General features: G+C 61.7%; 18 protein-coding genes. 8 read left to right on the top strand and 10 right to left on the bottom strand.

Annotation, left to right across the window (positions count from 1 at the left end):
- The first annotated feature begins 14 nt into the window (after positions 1-14).
- Positions 15-3,806 (top strand): hypothetical protein, encoded by a 3,792-nt coding sequence (locus HYE77_RS24275; RefSeq protein WP_256347473.1) that lies wholly within the window; start codon positions 15-17, stop codon positions 3,804-3,806.
- 98 nt (positions 3,807-3,904) lie between these two features.
- The gene (locus HYE77_RS24270) at positions 3,905-5,251 is read left to right on the top strand and encodes a sodium:proton antiporter (protein WP_177069581.1); all 1,347 of its coding nucleotides are present in this window, start codon (positions 3,905-3,907) and stop codon (positions 5,249-5,251) included.
- 3 nt (positions 5,252-5,254) lie between these two features.
- Here the strand turns inward: HYE77_RS24270 and HYE77_RS24265 are convergent, their stop codons facing one another.
- From HYE77_RS24265 to HYE77_RS24255, 3 genes are all read right to left on the bottom strand, one after another.
- On the bottom strand, positions 5,255-5,395 hold the full coding sequence (locus tag HYE77_RS24265; RefSeq protein WP_003217070.1) for a hypothetical protein: 141 nt from the start codon (positions 5,393-5,395) through the stop codon (positions 5,255-5,257).
- A gap of 11 nt (positions 5,396-5,406) precedes the next feature.
- Positions 5,407-5,619 carry a hypothetical protein gene (locus HYE77_RS24260; protein ID WP_003217072.1) on the bottom strand — a complete coding sequence of 71 codons (213 nt, stop codon included), beginning with the start codon at positions 5,617-5,619 and terminating at the stop codon, positions 5,407-5,409.
- Positions 5,620-5,691: 72 nt separating this feature from the next.
- The gene (locus tag HYE77_RS24255; protein ID WP_003217074.1) at positions 5,692-6,237 is read right to left on the bottom strand and encodes a hypothetical protein; all 546 of its coding nucleotides are present in this window, start codon (positions 6,235-6,237) and stop codon (positions 5,692-5,694) included.
- A 413-nt stretch (positions 6,238-6,650) separates the two neighbouring features.
- Here HYE77_RS24255 and HYE77_RS24250 point away from each other — a divergent pair, with 413 nt between their 5' ends.
- Positions 6,651-8,060 (top strand): circularly permuted type 2 ATP-grasp protein, encoded by a 1,410-nt coding sequence (locus HYE77_RS24250; protein WP_003217076.1) that lies wholly within the window; start codon positions 6,651-6,653, stop codon positions 8,058-8,060.
- A gap of 2 nt (positions 8,061-8,062) precedes the next feature.
- Positions 8,063-9,013, top strand: coding sequence for an alpha-E domain-containing protein (locus HYE77_RS24245; protein ID WP_003217078.1), 951 nt, complete (start codon positions 8,063-8,065; stop codon positions 9,011-9,013).
- 172 nt (positions 9,014-9,185) lie between these two features.
- Here HYE77_RS24245 and msrA read toward each other — a convergent pair whose 3' ends face one another.
- From msrA to msrB, 3 genes are all read right to left on the bottom strand, one after another.
- Positions 9,186-9,881, bottom strand: a complete 696-nt coding sequence (gene msrA / locus HYE77_RS24240) for a peptide-methionine (S)-S-oxide reductase MsrA (protein WP_177069579.1) — start codon at positions 9,879-9,881, stop codon at positions 9,186-9,188.
- 160 nt (positions 9,882-10,041) lie between these two features.
- Positions 10,042-11,799, bottom strand: coding sequence for a cytochrome c biogenesis protein DipZ (locus HYE77_RS24235; protein ID WP_177069577.1), 1,758 nt, complete (start codon positions 11,797-11,799; stop codon positions 10,042-10,044).
- 29 nt (positions 11,800-11,828) lie between these two features.
- The gene (gene msrB, locus HYE77_RS24230; RefSeq protein WP_177010013.1) at positions 11,829-12,341 is read right to left on the bottom strand and encodes a peptide-methionine (R)-S-oxide reductase MsrB; all 513 of its coding nucleotides are present in this window, start codon (positions 12,339-12,341) and stop codon (positions 11,829-11,831) included.
- A 211-nt stretch (positions 12,342-12,552) separates the two neighbouring features.
- Here msrB and HYE77_RS24225 point away from each other — a divergent pair, with 211 nt between their 5' ends.
- A complete protein-coding gene (locus tag HYE77_RS24225) occupies positions 12,553-13,263 on the top strand; it encodes a response regulator transcription factor (protein WP_003217086.1) in 711 nt (236 codons plus the stop codon).
- On the top strand, positions 13,260-14,726 hold the full coding sequence (locus HYE77_RS24220) for a HAMP domain-containing sensor histidine kinase (RefSeq protein WP_177069575.1): 1,467 nt from the start codon (positions 13,260-13,262) through the stop codon (positions 14,724-14,726). Before HYE77_RS24225 ends, HYE77_RS24220 begins: the two co-directional genes overlap by 4 nt.
- Here HYE77_RS24220 and HYE77_RS24215 read toward each other — a convergent pair.
- Together HYE77_RS24215 and HYE77_RS24210 are read right to left on the bottom strand one after the other, a co-directional pair.
- Complete coding sequence (locus HYE77_RS24215; RefSeq protein WP_177069573.1) at positions 14,689-15,630, bottom strand: alpha/beta fold hydrolase; 942 nt, start codon at positions 15,628-15,630, stop codon at positions 14,689-14,691. The genes HYE77_RS24220 and HYE77_RS24215 overlap by 38 nt on opposite strands.
- On the bottom strand, positions 15,587-16,549 hold the full coding sequence (locus HYE77_RS24210; RefSeq protein WP_177056037.1) for an AraC family transcriptional regulator: 963 nt from the start codon (positions 16,547-16,549) through the stop codon (positions 15,587-15,589). Before HYE77_RS24210 ends, HYE77_RS24215 begins: the two co-directional genes overlap by 44 nt.
- Before the next feature lie 97 nt (positions 16,550-16,646).
- Between HYE77_RS24210 and HYE77_RS24205 the strand changes: the two genes are divergently transcribed.
- Both HYE77_RS24205 and HYE77_RS24200 read left to right on the top strand, forming a co-directional pair.
- Positions 16,647-17,606, top strand: coding sequence for an oxidoreductase (locus tag HYE77_RS24205; protein ID WP_102369111.1), 960 nt, complete (start codon positions 16,647-16,649; stop codon positions 17,604-17,606).
- 58 nt (positions 17,607-17,664) lie between these two features.
- Positions 17,665-18,873, top strand: a complete 1,209-nt coding sequence (locus HYE77_RS24200) for a serine hydrolase (protein WP_177069572.1) — start codon at positions 17,665-17,667, stop codon at positions 18,871-18,873.
- Here HYE77_RS24200 and HYE77_RS24195 read toward each other — a convergent pair.
- Both HYE77_RS24195 and HYE77_RS24190 read right to left on the bottom strand, forming a co-directional pair.
- A complete protein-coding gene (locus tag HYE77_RS24195) occupies positions 18,833-21,121 on the bottom strand; it encodes an ATP-dependent DNA helicase (protein ID WP_177069570.1) in 2,289 nt (762 codons plus the stop codon). The two genes, HYE77_RS24200 and HYE77_RS24195, sit on opposite strands and share 41 nt — an antisense overlap.
- Positions 21,118-22,767 carry a VRR-NUC domain-containing protein gene (locus HYE77_RS24190; protein ID WP_177069568.1) on the bottom strand — a complete coding sequence of 550 codons (1,650 nt, stop codon included), beginning with the start codon at positions 22,765-22,767 and terminating at the stop codon, positions 21,118-21,120. The genes HYE77_RS24195 and HYE77_RS24190 overlap by 4 nt, the downstream gene beginning before the upstream one ends.
- Between the last annotated feature and the right edge of the window lie 166 nt (positions 22,768-22,933).

Raw genomic sequence — 22,933 nt, 5'->3', positions numbered from 1 at the left:
GAGCGAAGCGCTGCTTGGGTGTACTCGATAAATTACCGGATCCCCCTCCTATGACAATTGCTCCTACTCAGGCTACGGCTTCTTTCATTCCTTTGAACGCACCTGACAAGCCGCTTCCCCCGGCGCGGCTCCAGGCCACAGCGCCGGAAAATGCCGCGCCAGGCTCCCCCGGGACCAGGATCCCCAGCCCGCGTGCCGATGCCGACGGTGAACTGGCAGGCCAGGTAGCCAGCGCGCTGCGTCAGGTCAAGGGCGACGGCCATGATGACACGATCATGGTCGAGAACATTCCGCCGAACTCAACGTTCGGGCAGTGGTGGTCGCAGTTGGGGCGTGCCATGGAGTCCCCGCAAGTCCGTGACTGGATGAGGGAAAACGGGATAAACCCCAATTCAGTGATGATTGACCCCAATACCGGGAAGATCACCTACCAGCGCAGGCCCTCCGCCGCCGCGCAACCCAACGGCCCCGATGACAAAGGCTGGGCGCAGGTGGGCGCACAGGTCAGGGACGCCGCACGCGTTATCGGCGACGGTAACCCGATCCCCTTCAAACCGCCGCTCTCCCAAAACAGCAACAGTGCCCCCCTGTGGTTGGTGAGCCAATTCTACAAAGAGCAAGAACATATCCTGCCGGATCATGCCCACGAGCGTGCAGATGAGTTGGCGCGCGACAAGGCTTTTACCGGCGTGAGCGGCCCGCGTTTTGCGGACCTGCACGAAACCCGTGGTGAGGATGAGGTTGAGCGCCAGAAAGCCCTGGTGGGCAATACCCAGACGCTGAACACCGTGGGGCGTGAACTCAATTACCTGCTTGAGCGGATTCGATCGGGCAGCATTGGGAGCGGTGACGTTCTCGACTACCTGCAAAAGAATAAAGTCGAGCTTCACCCCGACAGCGCTTACCGCCAGGTCGGGAGCACCGACTCAGGGAGCACCATTAGCCTCAAGGAATTCCTTGAGATCAATGGCTGGGACGTGCCAACCACGCCCGAGGAGGTGGAGAACCTGACGAATTATCTGCTCAGGCCTGAACTCCAGACGCCGCTCCATGGCAATTATGGCGGTGCGCTGGAATGGCAGCCCCCGCTTGCGCCCGAGGCGGCGAATCAGCTGCGGTCCGACCTGCGCCGCGGCAAGATCGGCGACGTTGATTTGAACGGCGCCAGGAACGTAGTGGAATACCTCATGCAGGGCAAGTCGTTCACGCCTTCCGAGCTGGCTGACCCGCAGCGGGTGCTCGACTCGCTGATCCGCTCCCCCAAGGGCAAGGCGTTGGGCGAGGCCCTCCAGGCAAAATTTGACGCGCAGTCCATCAAAGGCAGTGCCACTGATTGGCTGTTGGCAGCCATGAGTGTGGACAAAGACAACTCGTTCCGCGCGACAGACCCCAGGTCCAGGCATCACATCGCCGGTTTTGCCGTGACCGGGAACAGTACCTGGGGCAAACCCGCCTCCGGTATCGTCAGCCGGTTGGCCGAACATCTTGTCAGCACCGGCAAGGCATCGTCACCCGAGGCAGCGGCACTACAAGCGCATCTGCTGCTCTCCACCCGCGCTCCGGAGTTCCTGGTTAAAGACATCCCGGACCAGGTCACCCCGGGTTCCCATAGTTGGGTCAGTTTTGTCACCGCGGTAGAACGCATCGAAGCGCAGTCTCCGGGTTCAACCGCAGGGATGTCCTATGGGCAGGTCATGCTCCACGCTGAGGTCGCGCCGGTCTCCGCCCAGGAGCGTTATGTCGAATATGCCGCCCAGCAAGAGGCGCTCAAGGATTGGGGAAGCGCGAACGGTATGCCGTATCCGGTGACCGAAGGCCAAATGAATGATGTACGCGATGCATTCGATGCGCAGATCACCGAGCTGAGCGCGGCCAGTCAAACACAGAGCATGCCGATGCCATTACGCAAGGAAATGGCCCTGGAGCAGTTGCGCAAAGCCCTGCCAGGCATGGATACGGCAACCCTGGAAGACAAGAGCATCACGCTGGAACCCGCCCATAGCGATTTCCCGGGGCCTTATTCGATCCTCGACTTGTATATGAAGGACGCGCTTCACCATCGACCTGGCGTCGAAGAACCACCGGCCGTAGGGGTACTTGGAATTGGGCCCCCGCCCCCCGCTGACAATCAGTGGGTGACCTCATCCAGTACGTTGAACCTCAGCGAGGTGCTGGAAAAAACCAAAGACCTGCCAAGTATGCCGAACGTGTTCCAGGACGCGTTCGGGGAATACGCCGACGGCATCGAAAAAAGCGTCGCGGCCCAGGTGAAGTGGATGGTTTCGCGGCTCCCTGAAGAAGACCGTAAAAACCTGGAATACGGCGAAATCACAGTGGTCAGGGAAGTCGACGTCGATAAGGACAACTTTGGCAAGGAAACCCGCAAGCGGGTGCCCGAAGACAATTGCCTGCTGGTGAAAACCAGGCGCAAAAACCAGGTGCACACCTACGAAATCAATCTCAGGACCGCGAAGATTACCGAGCGTACGGACCTGGGTGACTTCACGGCAGGCAAACAACCTTCCAACCACACCCATTACCATAAAGACCTGGAAGAAGTCATACCTTCGGGCGAGTACGCACCCGGGTTGACGGATGAAAAAATCCAGGACGCCAACCCCAAGAGCTTTGGCAGTGCCCGAACGTCTTATATTGCCGATGCCATGGTGACGGATGTTGATATCCGGTCATTCAAAAAAGAGGCCGAGGGGGTCACCACGCTTGATACCGAGGTTCCCTTTTACAAGAAAGTCAATGAATTCCTCCTCAACCTGATCCCCTTGAGGTCGGCAATCGTCAACTTTCAAAACGGCAACATCGGCGAAGGTGTCGGCGACCTGGCCCTGGATATATTTGGGTTTGCCGTGGGCCTCGGTGCGGCAGCCAGGGGGGCCAAGGCCGTGGCCGCCGGCGCATCGGCTTTCAGCAAGTTCGCCCAGGGCGCGAAGATTGTCGGGCGCGCGGCGCTGGGGAGTTTCAATCCGTTGAGCGGGGCTGATGATCTGGCCCGAAGTGCATTGAAGCTGGGGCGCACCACGCTGACCGCTGGACGTAACGGCGTCAATCATCTGCGTGGCGCCTTGCGCAGTGTCGACCTGACGTCACTGGCGAAAAAGCCCGGCATTGCCGAAGGCACTTACAAGGCGGCCAATGCGACCGAAGAAGCCAAGGTGTTTGCGAAGTTTGATGACGCCACCGGTAATTGGCACGCCTTGAATGTGAAAACCAGACAGCCCTTTGGCGAGCCGCTGGAAAATTTCAAAGCTGACGCCGTGCCGGTAGAAGCGCTTCGCGACAAACTGGAGAAGCTCCATGCCAAAACGGGATACACCGGGACAATCTGCTACGAAAAAACCATGTTCGTCGGGATGGCAGACAATGCACTCCCGTTGAAAACTCGCGAGGCCGTGCTGGGCAGTGTGGCCAGGAGCGGGGATTCCAATTACACGCAACGCTACAAGGATCTGATGGGTATTACTGCGGAGAATACCAGCGCCGTATTCAGGCCCGCGGACATTACCGAATCAGGCGTTATCAATTTCATGAGCAATAGAGCAGACGGCAATATCGTACACACCGCCTATATTCAAAAGAGCAGTGATGGAAAGCTCTATATCTACAACACCAACCAAGCCGGCCTGGACAAAGCCATGTTCGATGCCACTGGCACTCTTGATCAATCGGTCGGTGCAACGGTATTCAGTCTTGATAATGACGGGCTGCAAAAGTTTCTCGACTCGGGGTTCACCTTCTCCTTCACCCCAAACAGCACCCTCAATGCCAACGTAACACGCCTGGCGACCTGACAAACCGCGCATTGTCCGAGCAGTCAATGCGCGTTTTTTGAACCTCTCTCTCCCGGCAAACCTCAAACGTTCACACAGACCATGCCCGGGACTATTCAATGACCTTCATCCTATGGATGGCCGTACTGGGCGCGGTGTTGCTCACCCTCGCCCTCACCTCCTCCTACCTGCGCTGGATGCCGGTCACCACCTCGGCGGTGTGCCTGTTGCTCGGCGTGGGTATCGGCCCGCTGGGCATGGACCTGCTGCATCTGGACATCAAGGCCTCGGCCAGTTGGATGGAACACCTGACAGAAGTCGCGGTGCTGTTTTCGCTGTTCGTCAGCGGGCTGAAACTGCGCCTGCCCCTCAAGCACCGAACCTGGCGCATTGCGTTTGGCATGGCCGGGCCGGTGATGCTCTTGACCATCCTCGGGACGTGCCTGGTGCTGCATTGGCTGCTGGGGTTGTCGTGGGGGGTTTCACTGCTGGTGGGGGCGATTCTTGCGCCCACCGACCCGGTGCTCGCGGGCCTGGTGCAGGTCAATAACGCGCAGGATTATGACGCGCTGCGCTTCGGTCTTTCCGGTGAGGCAGGCTTGAACGACGGCACGGCCTTCCCGTTCGTGATCTTTGCGCTGATTTTCATGCAGCACGGCGGGTTCGACGGTGACTGGCTGGGCGGCTGGGTGCTGAAAAACCTGCTCTGGGCCGTACCTGCCGGGCTGCTCGTGGGCTACTGGATGGGGCGTGGCATCGGTCGCGTCACCCTGAAGATGCGTATCACCAATGCCGACAGCACCCTGTCACCGAATGACTACCTGACGCTGGCGCTGATCGCCCTCGCCTATGTGGTGGCCGAAGCCATCGGCGGCTACGGCTTCCTGTCGGTATTTGCCGCCGGCCTGGGGCTGCGCCAGGCCGAGTTCAAGTCCACCGGCAACTCACAAACCCCGGCGGAACATCTGGCACAGCCGGTGGTTGGCCACATGGAAGTTGAGCCGGAGCATGCGTTGCATGGCGATGTCGGGCAACTGCAGGACACGCAAATCGCCGCCGGGGTGATGATGGGCGACATGCTCGCCTTTGGTGGGCTGGTAGAGCGTTCGATGGAAGTGTTCCTGGTGACCTTGCTGGGCGTGGTGCTGATCAGCCATTGGGACTGGCGGGCGCTGGCGGTGGGGGCGGTGCTGTTTTGCGTGATTCGCCCCCTCAGCGTGCTGTCGATACCCTGGGGCAGCTTGCTGAATCGCCATCAGCGCGGGCTGGTGGGCTGGTTCGGGATTCGCGGGATCGGCAGCATCTACTACCTGTTCTATGCCATCAACCACGGGCTGGTGGGCACCAGCAGCGCGGTCGCGGTGAACCTGACGCTGTCAGTCATTGCCCTGAGCATCGTCGTTCATGGTCTCAGCACGCAGCCGATGCTGGCGTGGTATGAACGACGTGCCCAGGCACAACAATGACGTCTACTCCTGGTTTTCAGTGTTGCCGACGTCAGCGGCATCATCCAGGTCGTTAAGCGGTACTTCGGCATCATCCATCAATGAACCCGGGTCTTCGTTGCCCGGGTCATTGAGTTCATCGTCTTCGTCTATTTCAACTGACATCACCGTCTCCTCTAACCGCCTTGGGTATCGATATCGGCATCGGTTTCAGGCTTGGGCTCGCGCTCGGGCTTGAAATCTGGACTGTAGTCGTTTTCCTTGGCCTTGGGGTCGCTGGCAGGCTTGGGGTCTTTCGGCGCGTCGGCCGCGGTGCCGGGGGCCGGTTCGCCGCGGTCGATGGCGGGATCGTTACGGTTGCTGGTTTGCGGGTCGTTGTCTGTGCTCATGGCTCACCTCTGTTGGAAAACGCAGACTGCGTAAAGGTAAGGTCCCGTGCGGGTCGGTGAAGTTCCAATTGCTTATGAGCCGGGATTGTCCACCTGGATGTAAAACGCGTAGGCCCCCAGCATCACCCAGAACACCATGAACAGCCAGGGCGCGCGCATCGAGAACAACAGCGACTTGCGATAGCCCTTGTGGGACGACTCCATCTCACTGAACAGTGGCGACTCATCGTAGGCCAGGCCCATCACCGGCTCGCTGCGCAGCAGTTCGCTCTGCTTGTAATGCCAGTGGTCGATGATTTCGTAGGCCGCCCGAATCCCCGGCCAGGCGTTGAGGGAACTGAGAATGCCCAGGGTCGCCAGGAACACGGGCACCACCAGGGTGAACAGCTTGCCCCATTCGGGGTTCAGGTTGCCCATGCCGGACACGAAGGCGATCACCAGGAATGACTGAGCCGTGAGGTAGGCGTCGGTGCGGTTGGCCAGGATGCTGGTTTCGTACTGGATTTCACGCCGGTAAAAGTCGAGACGGTCCTTGGGCGAACCGAAAATCTTAGCGTTGTGTTCGCTGTGGTCGGTCAGGCTCGATTCCGGGGTGTCGGGTGAGATGATTCTGGGCACATCCGTGCTCCGTGCTGGCATTTGAAGCAGTTTAGAAGAACCGGGCTGGTGCAAAGTTCAAGTAATCAGTGCACCGTTTTGAGGCGATAGGGCCGCATCGGTGGCGCGGGAGCTTGGTGCCGCTGGACCGGGACAGCGCTCCGGTGCGCAGCGGTCTGATTCCTTTTTGGGGCCGCTGCGCAGCCCAGCGGGAGCAAGCTCCCTCGCCACAAGGTGGATGGCACAGGCATTGCTTTAGTCCTTTATCTGCCCGGATACAGGAGCAATCGTTACCCCCCGACCCAGAGCCCACCCCAAAAGAAAGTAAGGACCAGGCCTGCTGGCACCATCAGCCACGGGCTCATAAAAAAATACGTTTTCTAAAGCGGCAGTGCCAAAGCGCAGTTAGTCCCGGCACTGACAAGGTAATTGGAATGGCTCGATCTTTCTTTGATGAAATGAATGACGCACAAGGCGTTTGCCGTGCGCATTATCAGGAATTCTCCCGCTGGCTGGCCAACACGCCGCCAGAACTGCTGGCCCAGCGCCGCCGTGAAGCCGACCTGCTGTTTCACCGCGCGGGGATCACCTTCACCCTGTATGGCGACGAGCAAGACACCGAGCGCCTGATCCCCTTCGATATCATCCCCCGCAGCATCCCCGCCAGTGAGTGGAGTGTCATCGAGCGTGGCTGTATCCAGCGGGTGAATGCGCTGAACATGTTCCTTGCCGACATCTACCACGACCAACGCATCATCAAGGCCGGGATCATTCCCGCCGATCAGGTGCTGGGCAACGAGGGATACCAGAAAGCCATGGTCGGCCTGGACCTGCACCGCGATATCTACTCGCACATCTCCGGGGTCGACCTGGTGCGCGATGGCGACGGCACCTACTACGTGCTCGAAGACAACCTGCGTACCCCCAGCGGCGTGAGCTACATGCTCGAAGACCGCAAGATGATGATGCGCCTGTTCCCCGAGGTGTTCGCCAAGCAACGCATCGCCCCGGTGGACCACTATCCCAACCTGCTGCTCAAGACCCTGAAAAGCTCCAGCCGCCTGGACAACCCGAATGTGGTGGTGCTGACGCCGGGCCGGTTTAACAGCGCGTTCTTCGAGCATGCATTCCTGGCCCGGGAAATGGGCGTGGAGCTGGTGGAAGGCGCCGACCTGTTCGTGCACGACCTCAAGGTGTTCATGCGTACCACCGACGGCCCCAAGGCCGTGGATGTGATCTACCGCCGCATCGACGATGCCTTCCTCGATCCGCAGGCTTTCAACCCCGATTCGATGCTCGGCGTGCCCGGCCTGGTCGCGGCGTACTGCGCGGGCAACGTAGTGCTGGCGAATGCGATAGGCACCGGCGTGGCGGACGACAAGTCGATCTACCCGTACGTGCCGGAAATGATCCGGTTCTACCTGGATGAAGAGCCGGTCCTGCAAAACGTGCCGACCTTCCAGTGCCGCAAGCCGGATGAGCTGTCCCACGTACTGGCGCACCTGCCGGAACTGGTGGTCAAGGAAACCCAGGGTTCCGGCGGCTACGGCATGCTGGTGGGCCCGGCGTCCAGCGCGGCCGAGATCGAGGACTTCCGGCAACGCATCAAGGCCCGACCCCACGCTTACATCGCCCAACCGACCTTGAGCCTGTCCACCTGCCCGACCTTTGTCGAAAACGGCATCGCGCCGCGGCATATCGACCTGCGGCCGTTCGTGCTCTCGGGCAAGGAAACCCGCCTGGTACCCGGTGGCTTGACCCGCGTGGCGCTGCGCGAAGGCTCATTGATCGTCAACTCGTCGCAAGGCGGCGGAACCAAGGACACCTGGGTGGTGGAGGGCTGAATATGCTGAGTAGAACCGCCGCAGATCTGTATTGGATGTCCCGTTACCTGGAGCGTGCCGAGAACCTGGCTCGCATGCTCGAAGTCAGTTATTCACTGTCGTTGATGCCCCAGGCCGGGCGCAGTGACGGGCTGGACGAGTTGGCCATGTCGCTGCTCAGCAGCGGCACCCTGGACAGTTACCTTGAGCGCCATCAGCAACTGGACGCCGAGCGCATGCTGCACTTCTTCGCCCTCGACGAGGAAAACCCCGCCAGTATCTACAACTGCCTGCGGGCTGCACGGGGTAATGCCCATGCGGTGCGGGGACGGATCACGGCTGATATGTGGGAAAACCTCAACGCCACCTGGCTGGAGATGCGCAGTATTGCGGCCGGCGGGTTGGCGCGGCATGGCATCAGCCACTTTTGTGACTGGGTGAAACAGCGCTCGCACCTGTTTCGTGGGGCGACGTCCGGGACGATCATGCGTAACGATGCGTATCGGTTTATTCGGCTGGGGACGTTTGTCGAGCGGGCGGATAACACGTTGCGGTTGCTGGACGCGCGGTATGAAATGTTTGGGGAAGAGTCCGAGGAAGTCAGCGACCTTTCGGCACGCGGGTATTACCAGTGGAGCGCGTTGTTGCGGGCGCTGTCGTCGTTTGAGGCGTATACCGAGCTGTACCCGAATGCGCTGAATGCGCGGTCGGTGTCGGAGTTGTTGCTGTTGCGCAGTGATGTGCCGCGCTCGTTGCATGCGTGTATCGAGGAGTTGAGCCATATCCTGGCGGACCTGCCGGGGAGTTATGGGCGTACGGCCCAGCGTTTGGCGGCGGAGTTTGAGGCGCGGCTGAGGTATACAGGGATTGATGAGATTCTGGAGGATGGGCTGCATAGCCGGTTGACGGATTTTATCGACACCGTGCGGGAGTTGGCGCGGGCGATTCATAGCTCCTACCTTGAAGTCGTCTGATAATCGTTCCCACGCTGATCGTTCCCACGCTCCGCGTGGGAATGAATCCGGTGACGCTCCGCGTCACGACTTCAAGAGCGGACGCAGAGCGCCCTGGCGGCGTTCCCACGCAGAGCGTGGGAACGATCGTCCTGCGTGGGAACGAGCGTCGAGAGTGGGAACGATCATAGGTCTACTGGTTTTTCACCAGTACCGGTTCTGCGCGGTACTGCTCAGGGAACAATTTTTTCAGCTGGGCCACCTTTGGCAGGTCGTTGATCACGATGTAGGGGTACGACGGGTTTTCGGTCAGGAAGTCCTGGTGATAGGACTCCGCCGGGTAGAAGGCTTTGCCCATCTCGATCTTGGTCACGATCGGCTTGTCGAAGGCTTTCGCGGCGTCGAGCTGGGCGATGTAGGCCTGGGCGACTTTTTGCTGTTCGGCGTTCTGGGCAAAGATCGCCGAGCGGTACTGGGTGCCGCTGTCCGGGCCCTGGCGGTTGAGTTCCGTGGGGTTGTGAGCGACCGAGAAGTAGATCTGCAGCAGCTTGCCGTAGCTGACCTTGCTCGGGTCGTAGGTCACGGCGACGGACTCGGCGTGGCCGGTGTCGCCGCCGCTGACGCTTTCGTACTGCGCGGTGCTCGCCGCGCCGCCGTCATAGCCGGAGACGGCGTTTCTCACCCCTTGTACATGCTGGAACACACCCTGCACGCCCCAGAAGCAGCCGCCGGCGAAGACCGCGGTTTGCAGGTTGTTCGCGTCTGCCGCCAGGTCCATGGCCGGCGGCGCGATGGCCACGGCGTCGTCGGACGGGCCGAAGGAGAACGCCGAGCTGTGGCCGACAAAGGCGGCGAATGCCAGGGCCGGTAAGTACTTAAGCAGTTTCATCTCAGTCACTCCGAAACATCAGGATAAATGCGGTCAACTGTGGGAGCTGGCTTGCCTGCGATTGAGGTGGTGAATTCAACATCGCTATCGCAGCGATGCGGCGACCCGACAAGCCAGCTCCTACATTGATCGGGTTAACCATGCAAAATTTCGCTATGGGTTAGCCGAAGGTGAAGGCATAGGCCGCCACTTGCGGGTCCAGGAACTCGATGGTGAAGGTCCGGTCCTTGACCGCGCCCGGCTGGCGCACCAGTTGATACAAGCGTTGTTCGGTCACGGTGCCGCTGCCATCCGGTGCGACGTCGGTGCCGTGGGCATCCCCCGGCGCCTGGCCGTCGATGCTGACCTTGAAGCGCACCGGCTTGCCGTCGGCGCCCGGGCCCAGCACCAGGTGCAGGTCACGGGCGTGGAAGCGGTAGACGATCTTGCCGTTGGCCGCTGCGAGGGTGGCTTGCTGGCCGCCGACGTTCCATGGGCCTTCCAGGGTCCAGTTGTTCAAGGCCAGGTTGCCGGCTGCCGGGTAGTTCACCACCTTGTCGGTGCCCAGGGTGCCGGTGGTCACGAAGTTCTCGGCGCGCTGGAAGCCCAGGTAGGTTTCCGGCGACTGCACTTCGTTCATGTCCGGTGCGGCCTGGATGCCCTTGGCATCGGCTTCGATCAAGCCGCCCGCCACCTTGGTAGCGCCTGCCTCACGCAGCAGTTGCTGGATCACTCGTTCGGACTCGGCGTAGTCACCCTCGCCAAAATGGTGATAGCGGATCTGGCCCTTGGCATCGGCAAAGTAATGCGCCGGCCAGTACTGGTTGTTGAAGGCGCGCCAGATCTTGTAGTTGTTGTCGATGGCCACCGGGTAAGTGATGCCCAGGTCCTTCATGGCCTTGGTGACGTTGTTCACGTCGCGTTCGAAGGCGAATTCCGGAGCGTGCACACCGATCACCACCAGGCCCTGGTCGCGGTATTTCTCGGCCCAGGCCTTGACGTACGGCAAGGTGCGCAGGCAGTTGATGCAGGAGTAGGTCCAGAAATCCACCAGCACCACCTTGCCTTTCAACGCCTCGGCAGTCAGTGGCTCGGAGTTGAGCCATTGCACGGCACCGTCCAGCGGCGGCAACTGGCTTTCCACTGGCAGCGTGTCACTGTGGTTGGCGGCCATCATCGCGCCGCCGGCCATCATCGCCCCGCTCTTCTGTTCAGGCTTGGCGCTGAGTTTTTCCACCAGGCTTTGTTCCAGGCCACCGGTTGACGCCGTCGACAGGCGCGCCAGGATGCCGGTGTCCAGGCCCAGGGCGATGGCCGCCACACCGGCCAACATCAGGGCGCCGAGCCCACGACGCAGCCATTCACCAGCGCCCAGCGAACGCTTCATGAAACCGAAGACTTTACCGCCGACCAGCAGCGCCAAGGCCAGGGAGGTGGCAGCCCCTGCCGCGTAGGCCAGCAAGAGCAAGGTAGTGCCGATACTGGCGCCCTGCAGCGCGGCGCCCGTCAGCACCAGCCCGAGGATGGGCCCGGCGCACGGCGCCCACAGCAGCCCGGTGGCCACGCCGATCAGGAACGATGCGCCCGGACGCGGCCGCGAATCGGCCCCGGCGGCTTCCGACAGGCGACTGCCCGCGGCCACCAGCGGCCGGGTCAGGCGCTCGGACAGGCTTGGCAGCAGCAGCGTCAGCCCGAATAGCGCAACAAACAGCAACGCGAGCCAGCGACCGTACTGATTGACTTGCACCACCCAACCGCCGCCCACCGCCGCGAGCGAGGCGACCAGGGCGAAGGTCATCGCCATCCCCAGCAGCAGCGGCAAGCCACTGCGCAAAAACGGCTGCCCGGTGCGAGCGAAGACAAAAGGCAGAACCGGCAGGATGCAGGGACTGACAATCGTCAGCACGCCGCCCAGATATGCGAGAACCAAAAGCCACATGGGGTAGACCCTTATAGGAAGACATTGAATTAAGTCGCGGTGAACGTCATGGCTGCGCCGTTCATGCAGTAGCGCAGGCCGGTGGGTGCCGGGCCGTCATCGAACACGTGGCCCTGATGACCGCCGCAGCGGCGGCAGTGGATTTCCTTGCGTACCACGCCGAAGGAGGTGTCGACGTGGCTGGCCACGGCGTTTTCCAGGGGTTGCCAGAAGCTGGGCCAGCCGGTGTGGCTTTCGAATTTGGTGGCTGAGGCGTACAGGGGCAAAGCGCAACCGGCGCAGGCGAAGGTGCCGTTGCGGTGTTCACTGTTAAGGGCGCTGCTGTAGGGGCGTTCGGTGCCCTCCTCCCGCAGGATCGCGTACTGCTCGGCGGTCAACAGGGTGCGCCATTCGGCGTCGGTGTGGCTGACTTCGAAATTTTCGGCGGCTTCGGCTTCGGCGATCAGGGCGGGGCCGGCGTTGATTTTTTGCAGCAGGCCACCGGCGATTACCGCGAGGCCGAGGCCGCCGCCGGCGAGCAGGATCTGTCGACGTGAATACATGAGTTGCTCCTCACACAAGTGCGGATGGCTGGCGAAGCCCCTATGGCTGATAAACAAACTGTGGCGAGGGGGGGCGTACTTTTGCCGTTGCGATGAGTAAGGTTAGGCCCGGGGTGGTCGCGGAATCCTCACGCAGAGTTAAACAATTCGTGATAACTACACTGTTGCAAAAGCCGCACAATGCGCGAATCAAGAAGACAGGTTTCTATCAATGGATCAGCCCAAACGTGTCCTGGTGGTCGAGGACGATGCCCATATTGCCGATTTGATCTGCCTGCACCTGCGGGACGAGCAGTTCGAGGTGGTTCACAGTGCCGATGGTGACGAAGGCCTGCGCCTGCTGGAGCAAGGCGGCTGGGATGCGTTGATCCTGGACCTGATGCTGCCCGGCGTCGACGGCCTGGAGATCTGCCGGCGGGCCCGGGCGATGACGCGCTACACGCCGATCATTATCACCAGTGCCCGCTCCAGCGAGTTGCATCGCATCCTCGGCCTGGAACTGGGAGCGGATGACTACCTGGCCAAGCCGTTTTCCATGCCGGAGCTGGTGGCGCGGGTCAAGGCGCTGCTGCGCCGGGTCGACGCCATGGCGCGCAACTTGAAGATGGACGCCGGCAGCCTCGACCTCGGCCAGTTGTTCATCAACCCGCTGACCCGTGACGCCACCCTGCAAGGCCAGCGGCTGGACCTCACGCCCCGGGAATTCGACCTGCTGTACTTTTTCGCCCGCCAACCGGGCAAGGTATTCTCGCGCATGGACCTGCTCAACGCCGTGTGGGGCTACAGCCACGAAGGTTACGAACACACCGTCAATACCCATATCAACCGCCTGCGGGCCAAGGTCGAGGCCGATCCGGCCAACCCGGCGCGCATCCTCACGGTGTGGGGCCGTGGCTACAAGTTTGCCGAGCAATCGGCATGAGGCTGACCCTTACCCAGCGCCTGTCCCTGGTGTTCGCGCTGTTGCTGCTGATTTGCAGCGGCACGTCGGCCTGGCTGCAAGTGCGCTCCAACCACATGCATGAACTGGAAGTGGTGCAAGGCCTGTCCCGCGACCTCGCCGCGCACATCGCCCGGGATACGCAGTTGATGGACGCCGACGGTCTCAAGCCGGACGCGGTGCGCAACCTGTTCAGCCAGTTGATGCTGGTAAACCCGAGTGTCGAGGTGTACCTGCTGGACATTAACGGGCGCGTGGTCGGCAACGCTGCGCCCAGCGGCCACCTGCGCCGCGACCAGGTCAACCTGGAACCGGTGCGCCGTTTCCTCAGCGGCGCGATGCTGCCGATCCTCGGCGACGACCCGCGCAGCGTCGACGGCCTCAAGGTGTTCAGCGCCGCGCCGCTGCGGGTCAACGGCCAGCAGGCCGGCTACCTGTATGTAGTGCTGCTGGGCGAAGCCCATGATGTGTTCGACGCCCGGGATGCCACCGGCATGGCACTGAACATCGCCCTGTGGTCCATCGCCCTGGTGGCATTGTTGTGCTTGCTCGCGGGTTTGACCGCGTTCGCCTGGATCACCCGGCCCTTGCGGCAACTGACCGAGAAGGTCGGCCAGTTCGATATCAACGGCGCACCGAAAGTCCCGCAGGCCGTGGCGCCCGAGGTTGCCAGCCAGGATGAAATCGCCGTGCTCGACCACGCCTTCGTGCAGATGGAGAACCGCCTGGGTGAACAGTGGCGCGCCATCACCCATCAAGAGCAGGAACGCCGGGAGATGGTCGCGAATATTTCCCATGACCTGCGCACACCGCTGGCCTCCTTGCATGGCTACCTGGAAACCCTGTCCCTGAAAGACGCCAGCCTGACCCCGCAGGAACGCCGGCGTTACCTGGGCATCGCCCTCGACCAGAGCCGCAAGGTCGGCGGGCTGGCCCAGTCGCTGCTGGAACTGGTACGCCTGGAACACGGGTTTGTGCAGCCGGTCATCGAAGGCTTTTCGTTACCCGACCTGGTGCAGGATATTTTCCAGAAGTTCGAACTGACCGCGGAAGCCCGGGCGATCACCCTCACCGCCAGCCTGCCACCGGTGGTGCCAACCGTATTGGCCGACCTGGGCCTGATCGAACGGGTACTCACCAACCTGCTGGATAACGCCCTGCGCCATACCCCGCCCAATGGCGAAGTTGAAGTGACCCTGGCCCCCAAGTCCGGTTTTGTTGAAGTCACGGTGAGCGACAGCGGCCCCGGGATTTCGGCGGATCTGCGCGAAGGTCTGTTCCTGCGCGCCTTCACCATTGGCGGGGCTCGACGCGATGGCGGCCTGGGCTTGCGCATCGTGCACCGGATCCTGCAACTGCACGGTCAGGAAATCCGCCTGATCGATGTGCCACGACGCGGCGCGACGTTCACGTTCGCCCTAGAAACCCGAGCAGCAGTTCGTTGACCTTGGGCCCCTGCTCGCTCTGAATCCAGTGGCCGCAGTTGGCCAGGACGCTTTGTTGCAGGTTCGGCACGACGTCGGGCATGCGCTTGAGGGTGTGGGCTTCGAACACGCCGACCGGGTCGCGGTCACCGATCAGGAACAGCGTCGGCTGCAGCACCTGCCTGCCGGCGAGGAACTCGGTGCGCTGCCAGTTGCGTTCGAAGTTGCGGTACCAGTTCAACGGGCCGCGAAAGCCGTCATTGGCGAAGGTCTGAACATACACGTCGAGGTCCTGCTGGCTGCACCAGGCCGGGAGCTTGGCCGGCAGCGGCACACCTTCCAGCAGCTTCGCGCTGGCGGGTTTCTTCTGCAGGAAAACGTCCTGGTCCTGCATGAACAGCCGTAATGTCCGCTCGATATCGGCATCCAGTTCCTTTTCAGCCACACCCGGGGCCTGGAAGTACAGAATGTAATTGAAGCGATCGGCGTACAGTTCGCGCATGATCTCGATCACCGGCCTGCGGGAGCGTCCGGCGAACGGTACCGACATCGTCACCAGCTGGCTGACGCGCTCTGGCTCGAGCAACGCCAGGTGCCAGGCCACCACGGCGCCCCAGTCATGGCCAATCATGACGACCCGGCGATGCCCGAACAGGTCCATGGCTCCCTGGATATCGGCGCACAGGGTCAGCAGGTCATAGTCGACCACTTCCGGCGGCGCGCTGGATTGTCCATAGCCGCGCATTTCCGGGACAAACACCCGATAACCCTGGGCCACCAGCGCCGGAATCTGCTCGCGCCAGGAGTGCCAGCACTCGGGAAACCCATGCAGCAACCACACCGGCGGGCCGCTCTCGGGGCCGGCGATGTGCACGTTCAACTCAATGCCGTTGACCTTGACCTTCTGCTGCTGGATTTCGCTCATCACTGGGTTCCTTGTGTGGGGTTCGCTCGCGGTATTCCCGGGGAGAACAAGCCATCACGCGCTTGAAAGCATTGCTGAAAGCGCTGTCTGACTGATAACCCAGGGACTGGCCGATCGTGGACACGCTGTTGTCGCTGGCTTTCAAGGCCTGTACCGCCAGGTGCATACGCCAGCGGGTCAGGTATTCCTGCGGTGCCAGCCCTACCCGTTGCTTGAAGTGCAAGGCGAAGGTGGAGCGGGATTGACTCGCCACGCCGGCCATTTCACTCAATGTCCAGCGCCGGGCGGGTGCTGCGTGAATTTCCCGCAGCACCGGGGCCAGCCTTGGATCCGTCAAGGCTCCCAGCCAGCCGGTGGTATGGGTGCCCATGGAAGATTGATAGAGCCGCAGGATTTGCACCAGCATCATTTGCGCCAAATGCTCGGTCATCAGCGCCGCGCCTTGTAACGGGCTGGCGTATTCCCGGGCCAGGCGATCCAGGCACCAACGCAACACGGCGGCCTGTTCGGAGTTGGCACTCACCCGCAACACCGGCGGCAGGCTGTCCAGCAACAGTCGGGCGTCGTCCCCGTAGATAAATCGTCCGCCGATCAAGAACAGATCCACCGTGGCACCCACCGTGGCGATGCCTCCCACCGCATCGGCATACACCTCACGTGCATCGAGTCCTTCAGGGCACAGATTGCTGGACAGCCTCCACGGGCGTGCCTGGGTCAACAGGAAACAATCTCCCTCATACAAGCGTATCGGTACTGCCAGCCCTTCCACTTCCAGCCAGCAACTACCCTCCACCACCGCGTTGAACTTGATGCCATCCGGCGCCGCAAAGTCAATGGCCCAGGTGCCCCCAGCCTTCAGGCCGGCGAAGGTCGAGCGATGGCTTTTTAACAGTGCCAGCACATCGGAAAGGGTATCCATAAAAGCTCCGGACGATCGCGACAGAAACACGGACTCTAGGGCATTCCGCGTCCGGGCTCCAGCGAGAGACTCTAGGCCTCCCATAAGGAGATCTTTCATGGCTGACAAACAAACCCCAATTGGCAGCGGCTTCGATGCCGGCACTACCGCCCAGCAAGCCTTGGCGGGCAGCGATTTGCGAGGCAAGACGGTGATTGTCACCGGTGGCTACTCCGGCATTGGCCTGGAAACGGTTCGCGTGTTGGTCGACGCGGGTGCGCAGGTGATCGTTCCCGCGCGGGATCCTGAAAAGGCCGAACGCAACCTCTCGGGCATCATCGGTGTTGAACACGCCAGCCTGGATTTACTCGACCCGATTTCCATCGACCGTTTTGCCGAAAACTTCCTCGCCAGCGACCGGGCATTGAACCTTCTGATCAATAGCGCCGGAATCATGGCCACACCACTGCAACGGGATACGCGAGGTTTCGAAGCGCAGTTCGCCACCAACCACCTGGGCCACTTCCAGCTAACCGCGCGGTTGTGGCCGGCGCTGCGTGAGGCTAATGGCGCGCGAGTGGTTTCGGTATCATCCCTCGGCCATCGTCTCAGCCCTGTGCATTTCGATGACCCGCAATTTGAACACCGCCCCTATGACAAGTGGCTCGCCTACGGCCAATCAAAAACCGCCAACGCACTGTTCGCGGTAGCACTGGACCGACGAGGTAAAGCGGAGGGTGTACGCGCATTTTCCGTGCACCCGGGGGAAATCCTCACCGACTTGATCCGCTACCTGGACAAGGACGACCTGGCATTCGTCGGCGCACTGGATGAGCACGGCAATATCCGCCGCGCCAGTCACTACAAGAGCCCCGAGCAAGGCGCCGCGACCTCGGTGTGGTGCGCTGTCAGCCCGCAACTGGAGGGCATGGGCGGACTCTACTGCGAAGATTGCGATGTGGCCGCTTCGTCGCAGGATGACACCAGCCGTAACGGCGTATGGCCCTGGGCTGTCGACCCGGAGCAGGCCGAACGCTTATGGGCAGTGAGTCAGCAGTTGTGCAATGTCACGTTGTAGTCCGGGACCCCAGCGTTCATATTTGGCAGTCATGCACTGCCAATGAGCGACCTGAACCATGCAGCCTCCTGCCAGATACCTCGTGCCCCTTGCCGCCTCCCTTTGCGCCACCCTCGCCTGCGCCGACAGCCACGACCCACTGCTCGCCAAGCGCGTGGATGCGGTGGTCGACAGCGCCATTGCCGACAATCGCCTGGTGGGCACCGTGGTGATGGTGCTGCGGGACGGGCAGCTGGTTTATCACCGTGCTGCCGGCTTGGCGGACCGCGAAGACGGGCGCCCGATGACAGAGGACACGATCTTTCGCCTGGCATCGGTGACCAAACCGCTGGTATCCGCCGCCGCGATGCACCTGGTGGAACAAGGTCGCTTGGGCCTGGACGATCCGGTCAGCCGCTGGCTGCCCGACTTCAATCCCAAGCTGGCGGATGGCACCATCCCGGTGATCACCGTCAGCCAGTTGCTTAACCACACAGCCGGCCTGAGCTATGGATTTCTGGAAAGCCCGCACGGACCCTACCGCACCGCCGGGGTTTCCGATGGTTTGGGCGAGCCGGAAATCAGCTTTGCCGAGAACCTGAAGCGCATCGCCAGCGTGCCCTTGAGTTACCCGCCGGGTACCCGCTGGCAGTATTCGATGGCCACCGATGTGCTGGGTGCGGTGCTGGAAAAGGCGTCCGGCCAGAGCCTGCCGGCATTGCTCCGCGACTCGGTGACCGAACCACTGGGGCTAAGCGATACCGGGTTTTCCGTGACGGATATAAAACGCCTGTCCGCCGCCTATCAGGATGGCTCGCCACAGCCGTTGCGCATGGTCGACAAGGCCACGATCACCTCGGGCAACAGCACCGCGCTGTTTGATGTGCGGCGGATTCTCGATCCCCAGTCCTACCCTTCCGGCGGCGCAGGCATGGCCGGGACGGCAGGTGATATTGCGCGGTTCCTGGAAACCATTCGCCGGGGCGGCGCTCCGATCCTGTCGGCACACAGCGTGCAGTTGATGGTCACCGATTCGGTCGGCGCCAAGGCGCAAACCCAGGACCCGGGTTGGGGGTTCGGTTATGGCTGGGCGGTGCTGGATGACCCGGCGTTGACAGGCACACCGCAATCCCGGGGCACCTTTGAATGGGGCGGCGCCTACGGTCACAGCTGGTTTGTCGACCCGCAGCAGAAGCTTACGGTGGTGGCACTGACCAATACGGCTTACGAAGGCATGTCCGGCCAGTTCACCCACCAGTTGCGGGATGCGGTGTATCCGCCGCAGTGATCGACCACCAGCGCGGTAATAACTGCCGCACCCGCGCTTCGCCAAACCGGTCATCAATCAGCATTACCACCCCTCGGTCCTGCTGGCTGCGGATCACCCGGCCCGCGGCTTGCACCACCTTCTGGATGCCCGGATAAAGGTAGGTGTAGTCATAACCGGCGCCGAAAATCGCGCCCATCCGCAGCTTGAGCTGCTCGTTCACCGGGTTGAGTTGCGCCAGGCCCAGGGTAGCGATAAACGCGCCGATCAGGCGGGTCCCCGGCAGGTCGATGCCTTCGCCGAATGCGCCGCCAAGCACGGCAAACCCGATGCCCTGGCTGTGCTGGGTGAACTGGTCGAGAAATGCCTGGCGTTCAGCCTCGGCCATGCCCCGTGACTGCTGCCACAGCGGGATGCGCGGGTGCCGCTCGGCAAGCAAATGCGCCACTTGCTGCAGATAATCAAAACTGCTGAAAAACGCCAGGTAGTTGCCCGGCGCCTGGGCAAACTGCGCTGCAATCAGCTCGACGATGGGCTCCAGGGACGCCTGGCGATGCACAAACCGGGTGGAGATCCGGTCGACGATACGCACCCGCAGCTGCTCGGCCTTGAACGGTGATTCCACATCCACCCAGGCCGTGTCGGGCGGCATTCCCAGCAAGTCCGCGTAGTAGTGCCGCGGGCTCAGTGTTGCGGAAAACAACACGCTGCTGCGGGCCGCTGTCAGCCGGGGCCGAATGAATTCGGCGGGCACCACGTTGCGCAGGCACAGGTTTGATGAACTGCGCTTGCCGCTGAGTTCGCGTTTGCTGATGTCGAAAATGAAGTGTTCGTTGAACAGCTCGGCGACCTTGGCAAACTGCAACGCCTCGAAGTAGAAGGCTTGCAGTTCGCCATTGAGTGCTTCGGGATGGTCGTTGAAATATTCACCCATGGCGCTGGTGCACAGGCTCAGCGCCTGCAGCAGTTTGTCGGGTTTCTGGGCGTAGGCCTGATAAGGCGCCACTTGCTCCTTGTGCAGGGCATTCCACTCACGGTTCAGGCGCTGGAGCGGCTTTTTCAGCGGCTCGGGTGCGATCTCGCGCAGGGTCTTGAGCGTGTACTGGTCGAGGGCCGCGCTGTACATCGAGCGGCCACGCTCCACCAGGTTGTGGGCTTCGTCCACCAGCACCGCGACACGCCACTGGTTGAGCTGGGCCAGGCCGAACAGCATGGCGCCGAAGTCGAAGTAATAGTTGTAGTCGGCGACCACCACGTCGGCCCAGCGTGCCATTTCCTGGCTCAGGTAATAGGGGCAGACGTCATGGGCCAAGGCGACTTCCCGCAGGTTGCGCTGGTCCAGCAGGCGCACGCGGGAAGCGGCTTCGCGGGCCGCCGGCAAGCGGTCATAAAAACCCTTCGCCAGTGGGCAGGAGTCGCCGTGGCAGGCTTTGTCCAGGTGTTCGCAGGCCTTGTCCCGCGCCACCAGCTCCAGCACCCGCAATGGCAGATCGGGGCTGCTGTCATACAGCACCTGCGCCGCATCCAGCGCGAGTTTGCGGCCCGGGGTCTTGGCGGTCAGGAAGAACACCCTGTCCAGCTGTTGTGGCGCCATGGCCTTGAGCATCGGGAAAATCGTGCCGACGGTCTTGCCAATCCCGGTAGGCGCCTGGGCCATCAGGCAGCGGCCGGTGCTGACTGCCTTGTAGACCGTTTCCGCCAGGGCGCGCTGGCCTGGGCGAAACGCCGCATGGGGAAAGCCCAGGGTAACCGCTGCGGCATTGCGGGCTTCGCGCTGGTGTATTTCCTGTTCGGCCCAGCCGAGGAACAGGGCGCATTGCTGCACGAAGAATGCCTGCAGGTCATCAGCCTGAAACCGTTGGCTGAGCAGCGTCTCATGCTCGCCAACAATGTCGAAGTACACCAGCGCCAGGACAATCTCCGACAACCCGAGCTTCTGGCACATCAACCAGCCGTAGACCTTGACCTGGGCCCAGTGCAGTTGCCGGTGGTTGGCCGGTTGTTTGTCCAGGTCGCCGCGATAGGTTTTCACCTCTTCCAGCTGGTTGCGGTCCGGGTCGTAGCCATCCGCCCTGCCCCGGACTTTCAACTGCTGGTATTCGCCCTCCAGCGCGACTTCATTCTGGTAATGGGCGCTGCGCCGCGAGGCCACGGTGCGGTGGCCGACAATCCCTTCCTGGGCACTGGGAGACGGGGTAAAGCGCAGGTCGAGGTCGCCGACCTTGGCGGTGAATTCACATAACGCACGCACCGCAACGCTGTAGCTCAAGCGGCCTGCCCCGCCCAGCGCACATAACACACAGTGACGGGCATCTGGTGTTCGCCGCAGAACTCCAGCCAGCGCAGCTGGTTGTCCTGCAGGCGATCACCGGGGCCTTTGACTTCGATCATGCGGTAGGTTTTTTCTTCGGGCCAGAACTGGATCAGGTCGGGCATGCCGGCGCGGTTGGCGCGGATATCCAGCAGCAGGCGTTCGAACCAGTGGCGCAGGTGCGCCGCAGGCAGGCAGTCGAGGGCCTGATCGAGCAGTTCTTCGCTGAGCACGTTCCAGAACACGAAGGGTGACTGGATGCCCCATTTGTCTACATAACGCTGGCGAATGGTGTGCTTGTAGCGCCCATCGTCCAGTTGGCCCAGGCACTCGGCGAACAGCTCGGCGCGCCGCAGATGAAAATCCTCGCTGTGCAGGTCTACCGGCCCGCGCTGGAACGGGTGGAAAAACGACCCCGGCAACGGCGCGAAAATCGCCGGCCAGCACAGCAGGCCAAACAGCGAATTGATCAGGCTGTTCTCGACGTAATGCACGGGTGCACCATGGTCGCTGAGGTGCGCCTGTACGCAATACTCCACCGACATCATCGGTTCCGGAGCCGGCAGTTCGAGGTCCAGGCGCACGATCTCGCGAGGTTTTGCCTTGGGCAGCGCCGGCTCGCCGAGCTTGCGTCGCAGCCTGGGTATCACGCGCAGCAAGTGCTGCTGTTCGGCAGCGCTTTCCGGGGCCTGTTGCGCCTCACGGGCCAGCCCCATCGCCTGGGCAAAATCCTCCTGGCGCTCCAGCACCCGGATCAGCCGCGCCCGTGCGCCCGGATAGGTGCAGCCCCGGTAGATAGCTTCCGCCAGGGCCAACTCGGCGCTGCGCTCACAATACTGGCCCACCTGGAACAACAGCTTGGCTCGACGTTTCTCCAGCCAGGGGTTGTCGGTGTGCAAGGTAGCGATTTGTTCCAGCACGCCATCGAGTGCCTCGCCCGCTTCAAAGGCCTGCTGGCACTGATGCAGGAACAGGAAGCCGTGCACATCGTCACGGCTGCGCAAACCGCGGGATTCGGCGCAGAATTCGACTTTCTCGTAGGTAAAGATCCCCAGGTCCGCCAACACAAATTCCGACCAGTCCTGATAGAGATTACCGAAGAACATCAGGCGCAGGCGGTCGCACAGTTCCATCACGGTGAGGCTGTAAAGCTGATCGGCCAGGTCCGGGCACCAGTGCTGGAAGTGACGCAGGTCACAAAACTGCGTTGACAGCGTTTCCAGCCAGTCAGCCTTCCTGGCCTTGGGTTGCTCGATCCAGGGTTTGAACGCCGCCAGGATTTCCGCTTTCTGCAACAGGCCGAACAACTCGGCGAACGACAACAGGCATTGATCCGTCACCCAACCCTGTTCCAGCAAAGGCACAACCGCCTCGTGTACCGCGCCGATCTCGACATAGTTGAGCTTGCCCGCCCGGAAATGCGCGCCCTTGCGCATCACCATGCGTACCAGTAACGCCTGGGAAGCCTGCGGCAAGCTGTCAAATTGCTGAATGAAATGCTCTTCGTCCGGGGCCAGCAAATCGGCATAACGCTGCCCCAGCCAGGCGAGCACTTGGCGGAAGTTATGCAGGTAATAGAGCGGATCTTCTAGGGGATTGGACATGTCAGGCACTGGATCAACCACTGTTTATGCATACAGAGTGCCGTCCCTGACCGACTGTTGCAATCAGTAATAGATCAAAGGCACACGCAACTTTTTGCGTAATAATGATCAGATGGCTGTCAGCCACATTAAATGAGTCTCCCCCGACCGCTCAGGTGCGGGGTTT

This window comes from Pseudomonas sp. IPO3774, assembly GCF_013386835.1.
GTDB lineage: Bacteria > Pseudomonadota > Gammaproteobacteria > Pseudomonadales > Pseudomonadaceae > Aquipseudomonas.
The sequence above is the reverse complement of the archived record's forward strand: the minus strand, read 5'-3'. Positions and strand labels throughout refer to the sequence as shown.

What these genes read in the sequence shown, in the direction of transcription:
- HYE77_RS24270 (WP_177069581.1), top strand. Translation starts at nt 3,905, where the DNA reads ATGACCTTCATCCTATGGATGGCCGTACTGGGCGCGGTGTTGCTCACC.
- HYE77_RS24265 (WP_003217070.1), bottom strand. Translation starts at nt 5,395, where the DNA reads ATGTCAGTTGAAATAGACGAAGACGATGAACTCAATGACCCGGGCAAC.
- HYE77_RS24260 (WP_003217072.1), bottom strand. Translation starts at nt 5,619, where the DNA reads ATGAGCACAGACAACGACCCGCAAACCAGCAACCGTAACGATCCCGCC.
- HYE77_RS24250 (WP_003217076.1), top strand. Translation starts at nt 6,651, where the DNA reads ATGGCTCGATCTTTCTTTGATGAAATGAATGACGCACAAGGCGTTTGC.
- HYE77_RS24245 (WP_003217078.1), top strand. Translation starts at nt 8,063, where the DNA reads ATGCTGAGTAGAACCGCCGCAGATCTGTATTGGATGTCCCGTTACCTG.
- msrA (WP_177069579.1), bottom strand. Translation starts at nt 9,881, where the DNA reads ATGAAACTGCTTAAGTACTTACCGGCCCTGGCATTCGCCGCCTTTGTC.
- HYE77_RS24235 (WP_177069577.1), bottom strand. Translation starts at nt 11,799, where the DNA reads ATGTGGCTTTTGGTTCTCGCATATCTGGGCGGCGTGCTGACGATTGTC.
- msrB (WP_177010013.1), bottom strand. Translation starts at nt 12,341, where the DNA reads ATGTATTCACGTCGACAGATCCTGCTCGCCGGCGGCGGCCTCGGCCTC.
- HYE77_RS24225 (WP_003217086.1), top strand. Translation starts at nt 12,553, where the DNA reads ATGGATCAGCCCAAACGTGTCCTGGTGGTCGAGGACGATGCCCATATT.
- HYE77_RS24220 (WP_177069575.1), top strand. Translation starts at nt 13,260, where the DNA reads ATGAGGCTGACCCTTACCCAGCGCCTGTCCCTGGTGTTCGCGCTGTTG.
- HYE77_RS24215 (WP_177069573.1), bottom strand. Translation starts at nt 15,630, where the DNA reads ATGAGCGAAATCCAGCAGCAGAAGGTCAAGGTCAACGGCATTGAGTTG.
- HYE77_RS24210 (WP_177056037.1), bottom strand. Translation starts at nt 16,549, where the DNA reads ATGGATACCCTTTCCGATGTGCTGGCACTGTTAAAAAGCCATCGCTCG.
- HYE77_RS24205 (WP_102369111.1), top strand. Translation starts at nt 16,647, where the DNA reads ATGGCTGACAAACAAACCCCAATTGGCAGCGGCTTCGATGCCGGCACT.
- HYE77_RS24200 (WP_177069572.1), top strand. Translation starts at nt 17,665, where the DNA reads ATGCAGCCTCCTGCCAGATACCTCGTGCCCCTTGCCGCCTCCCTTTGC.
- HYE77_RS24190 (WP_177069568.1), bottom strand. Translation starts at nt 22,767, where the DNA reads ATGTCCAATCCCCTAGAAGATCCGCTCTATTACCTGCATAACTTCCGC.